Raw genomic sequence first — 4251 nt, 5'->3', positions numbered from 1 at the left:
GTCACGGCCGGTGCGCCCGGCCGTGACCGCCCTCCTCGGATTACCGGTTGCCCGTGACCGTCTCCCGGGCCGCGCGCAGTGATTCCTTGAGCGACCCCATCGTGGCGAGCACGGCGGTGGGTTCGTAGCCGCAGTGCGCCATGCAGTTGGCGCAGCGCGGGTCCTTGCCCCGGCCGTACTTGTCCCAGTCGGTCTCCTCGATGAGCTGCCGGTAGGTGGGGACGTACCCGTCGCTCATCAGGTAGCAGGGGCGCTGCCAGCCGAAGAGTGAGTAGTTCGGGATGGCCCAGGCGGTGCAGGGGAAGTCCGCCTTGCCCTCCAGGAAGTCGAGGAAGAGCGGCGAGTGGTTGAGCCGCCAGCGGGCCCGGTTGCCGCCCGCGAACGTCTTCTTGAAGAGCTCGCGGGTCTGTTCCACGCCGAGGAAGTGCTCCTGGTCGGGCGCCTTCTCGTAGGCGTACGCCGGGGAGATCATCATCTCGTCGACCTGAAGGTCGTCATTGAGGTAGTTGAGTACCTCGATGATGGTCTGCGGTGTGTCGGTGTTGAAGAAGGTGGAGTTGGTGGTGACCCGGAAACCCCGTCTCTTGGCTTCCTTGATCGCCGCGACCGCCTCGTCGAACACGCCTTCCTTGGCCACGGATTCGTCGTGCCGCTCGCGCAGCCCGTCGATGTGGACCGCGAAGGCGAAATACCGCGACGGGGTGAATTTCTCGATCTTCTTGCGCAGCAGCATGGCATTGGTGCAGAGGAACACGTACTTCTTCTTGGCCACCAACTGCCGCACGATCTCATCGATCTGAGGGTGCATCAGTGGTTCGCCACCGGCGATGGAGACCATCGGGGCACCGGATTCGAGTACGGCTCCGACTGCCTGGGCGACCGGCATGCGCTGCTTGAGCACTCCGGCGGGGTGCTGGATCTTCCCGCAGCCTTCGCAGGCGAGATTGCAGGCGAACAGCGGCTCCAGCTCGACGATCAGCGGGAACTTCTCACGCTTGCGGATCTTCTGTTCGGCAAGGTACGTCGCGACCTTGATGGTTTGGCGGAGCGGCATGGCCATCTGGCTCACCTCCGGGGGAGCAACAAAGATCGGTGCCATTCATGGAAAGCAGGCAGGACGGCACGAAGAACGCGGAAAGCCGATATTCCACCGCGTACCGTGGCAACCCGGACGAGCTCATGCTCTGGAGCGTCCACGACCACCCGTACGGCCGCAACCGGGCGTGGTCCATGACGCAGAGCGGTACAGAGGGTCGCCGCGGACTCCATGTCCACGGCGATGGCCCCGGTCGCCGCGAGGGCCGCCCGCTCGGCGCCCCTCACGACGTGGTCGGAGCCGGTCAGGGGGCCGGTGTGCACGGTCCGGCCGGGAAACAGCCGGGACACCGCGTCCACCAGCACGGATACGCCGTCGCAGGCGGTGGTCCCGTGCGCGGACCTGGTCTCTTCGGCGACGACCAGATCGCCCGGGTGCATCCCGGGCGCGAGGCCGGCGCAGAACCCCGAGGCGACGACGGCGGCGCCGCGCATCTCCTCCCGGACCAGGGCGCGCCCGAGCGCGGTCTCGGCCGCCTTCGGTCCCATCCCCGTCCGCAGGACGGTGACGGGACCGCCGCCGCGCGGACCGCTCCGCAGGGCGAACTGCTCGATGCCGAGCGCGCAGGCGACGAGCAGAGAGGGCGGCGGTCCGCCGGGGGGCCGCGGCCCGCCCATCAGAATCCCGCCGGGCTCGCGACCCGGGCCACGAGGGGGTCACCGTGCACGTAGCGCCCGAGCGCGGTGAGAGGGAAGACCTGGCGGTAGAGGTGGTAGTTGATGGAGAAGTCCCAGGGGAAGCCGGTCCCCGTGAAGTACGGCTCGTCCCAGGACCCGTCTTCCTGCTGGGTCCGGGTCAGGAAGGCGATCCCCCGGGTGGCGGCGGGGTTCTCGCGCTCTCCGGCGGCCAGCAGGGCGAGCAGGGCCCAAGCGGTCTGCGAGGCCGTCGACTCGCCCCGGCCGATCCACTTGCTGTCCTGGTACGAGCGCAGGTCCTCGCCCCAGCCCCCGTCGTCGTTCTGGACGGACTCGAGCCACGACACCGCCCTGCGGACGGCGAAGTGGGAGGCGGGCAGCCCGGCAGCGATCAGCGCCGGGACCACCGACCCAGTCCCATATACGTAGTTGACGCCCCAGCGCCCGAACCAGGCTCCGCTCGCGTCCTGTTCGGCGAGCAGCCAGTCCACTCCGCGGCGGGCACTCGGATCGTCCGCGCGTCCCTCGTAGGCCATCATCTCCACGACGTGGCCGGTGACGTCGGCGGAGGGCGGGTCGATCACCTCGCCGAAGTCGCAGAACGGCAGCCGGTTGGGGAACGGGCTGGTGTTGTCGGCGTCGAAGGCGCCCCAGGCTCCCGCGCGCGACTGCATGCCGACCGTCCAGCGCACCCCGCGCTCGATGGCCGACTCGACCCTGGCGGGTTCGGGGTGACGGACCCGCCGCAGCGCGAGGACGACCTCGGCGGTGTCGTCGATGTCCGGGTAGTTGTCGTTGTGGAACTCGAACGCCCATCCTCCCGGCTGGAGTTGCGGCCTGCGGACGGCCCAGTCCCCCGGCCGTACGATCTCCTCGGCGAGCATCCAGTCGGCTGCCTTGACCAGCGCCGGGTGGTCCGGGGAGACCCCGGCGTCGGCGAGCGCGATGACGGCCAGGCAGGTGTCCCACACCGGGGACTGGCAGGCCTCGATCATGCGCGCGCCGTCCGGGCGTCGTACGGCGAACCGGTCCAGTGAGGCGAGCCCGGCGCGCATCACCGGGTGGTCGAGGTCGTAGCCGAGGAGGTGGAGGGCGATCACGGAGTAGACGGCGGGTGGTTGGATGCCGCCCCAGCAGCCGTCGTTCTCCTGGCGTTCGATGATCCACCGGGCGGCGGCGTTCATCGCGATCCGGCGCAGCCGGCGCGGCGCGACCCGGTGGTAGAGGTGCAACGCCTTGTCCAGCCGCTGGAAGACGCCGTCCCAGCTCACCGGCGAGGCCTTGCGCACGGGCGGGTTGGGGCGGGACGCGTCGGTGTGCAGCTCGTCGAGGGAGAACGGAGCGGGCCGTACGGGCCGCTTCGCCGAGACGATGGTCAGCGGAACAATGGTCTGGCGGGCCCAGCAGCCGAAGTCATAGATATTGAGAGGTACCCAGGAAGGAAAGAACATCAGCTCGGGTGGCAGTTCCGGGAGGTCCTCCCACTTCCACCAGCCGAAGAGGGCGAGCCAGATGCGGGTGAACACGCGGGAGGCGGCGATGCCGCCCTGGTCCCGCACCCAGGCGGCGGCCCTGGCCATGTGCGGCTCGTCCGGCCGGTCGCCGGCCAGCCGCAGCGCCACGTAAGCCTCGATGGTGGCGGAGAGGTCGCTGGGACCGCCGTAGAAGGTGGCCCAGGTGCCGTCGCCGAGTTGCTCGCCGCGGACGAAGAGAGCGGCGGCCTGGAGGATGTCGGGGTCCTGGATACCGAGGAACTGGCGCAGCAGCAGGTCTTCCGCGTCCATGGTGACGTTGGTGGCCAGGTCGCCCTTCCACCAGCCCTGCTCGTCCTGTCGGCCGAGAAGGTGCTCGACGGAGCGTTCCGCGGCCCGCCGGGCGGCGTCCAGTACGTCGTCCGCCGTGATGGTTGTGTCGGTCGGATCGCCCGGGACCGTGCGAGGGTGCGCAGCCCCGGTGCTTCCGTCGGTCGTCGCTGTCATGGCTTCCCCTTCGTGCAGTTCGGTCCTCTGCTGTGCTGGGGTCTCCGTCGGCCGGTGCCCCGAGGGACACCGGCCGGCGACTGCGAGTCATATGCGAATGGTGATCATCTCTTTCGGACGACGACGAAATCGGCGAGCGCGGTGAGCTGCGCCCGTACTTCACTCGGCATGTCGACAGCGTTCAGCGCCTCGATGGCGACGGCGTGCTGACGACGGGCTTCCTGGGCGGTCCACTCACGGCCGCCCGCCTCCTCGATGAGTGCCGCGCGGGCGGCGAACTCCTCTTCGGAGAAGCTGTCGAATTCGCTGCTCTTGGCATCGGCGGACAGCAGTGCGCCGAGCCGCTCGGAGGCCGGACCGCCCGCGGCGAGGGCGGCGACCACCGGCAGCGACTTCTTGCGCTGGCGCAGGTCGCTCCAGGTCTGCTTGCCGGTGGACTCCGGGTCGCCCCAGATGCCGAGCAGGTCGTCGACGGCCTGGAAGGCGAGGCCCAGGTGATAGCCGTAGGACTCCAGGGTGCCGACGACCGCACCGCCGACAC

4 protein-coding genes are annotated in these 4251 nt (G+C 69.6%); all 4 read right to left on the bottom strand.

Annotated features, from left to right (window positions below):
- Positions 1-40: 40 nt before the first annotated feature.
- On the bottom strand, positions 41-1060 hold the full coding sequence (hpnH, locus tag ACWD3D_RS33990; RefSeq protein WP_266712087.1) for an adenosyl-hopene transferase HpnH: 1020 nt from the start codon (positions 1058-1060) through the stop codon (positions 41-43).
- Positions 1061-1065: 5 nt separating this feature from the next.
- Positions 1066-1713 (bottom strand): phosphorylase family protein, encoded by a 648-nt coding sequence (locus ACWD3D_RS33985; RefSeq protein WP_451464561.1) that lies wholly within the window; start codon positions 1711-1713, stop codon positions 1066-1068.
- A complete protein-coding gene (shc, locus tag ACWD3D_RS33980; protein ID WP_451464560.1) occupies positions 1713-3710 on the bottom strand; it encodes a squalene--hopene cyclase in 1998 nt (665 codons plus the stop codon). The genes ACWD3D_RS33985 and shc overlap by 1 nt, the downstream gene beginning before the upstream one ends.
- 104 nt (positions 3711-3814) lie before the next feature.
- Positions 3815-4251, bottom strand: a 437-nt coding sequence (locus ACWD3D_RS33975) for a polyprenyl synthetase family protein (protein ID WP_451464559.1), incomplete at its 5' end; no start/stop codon positions are given.

The sequence above is a fragment of the Streptomyces sp. NPDC002690 genome, from assembly GCF_053592415.1.
This window is presented reverse-complemented; position numbering and strand designations above follow the sequence as displayed.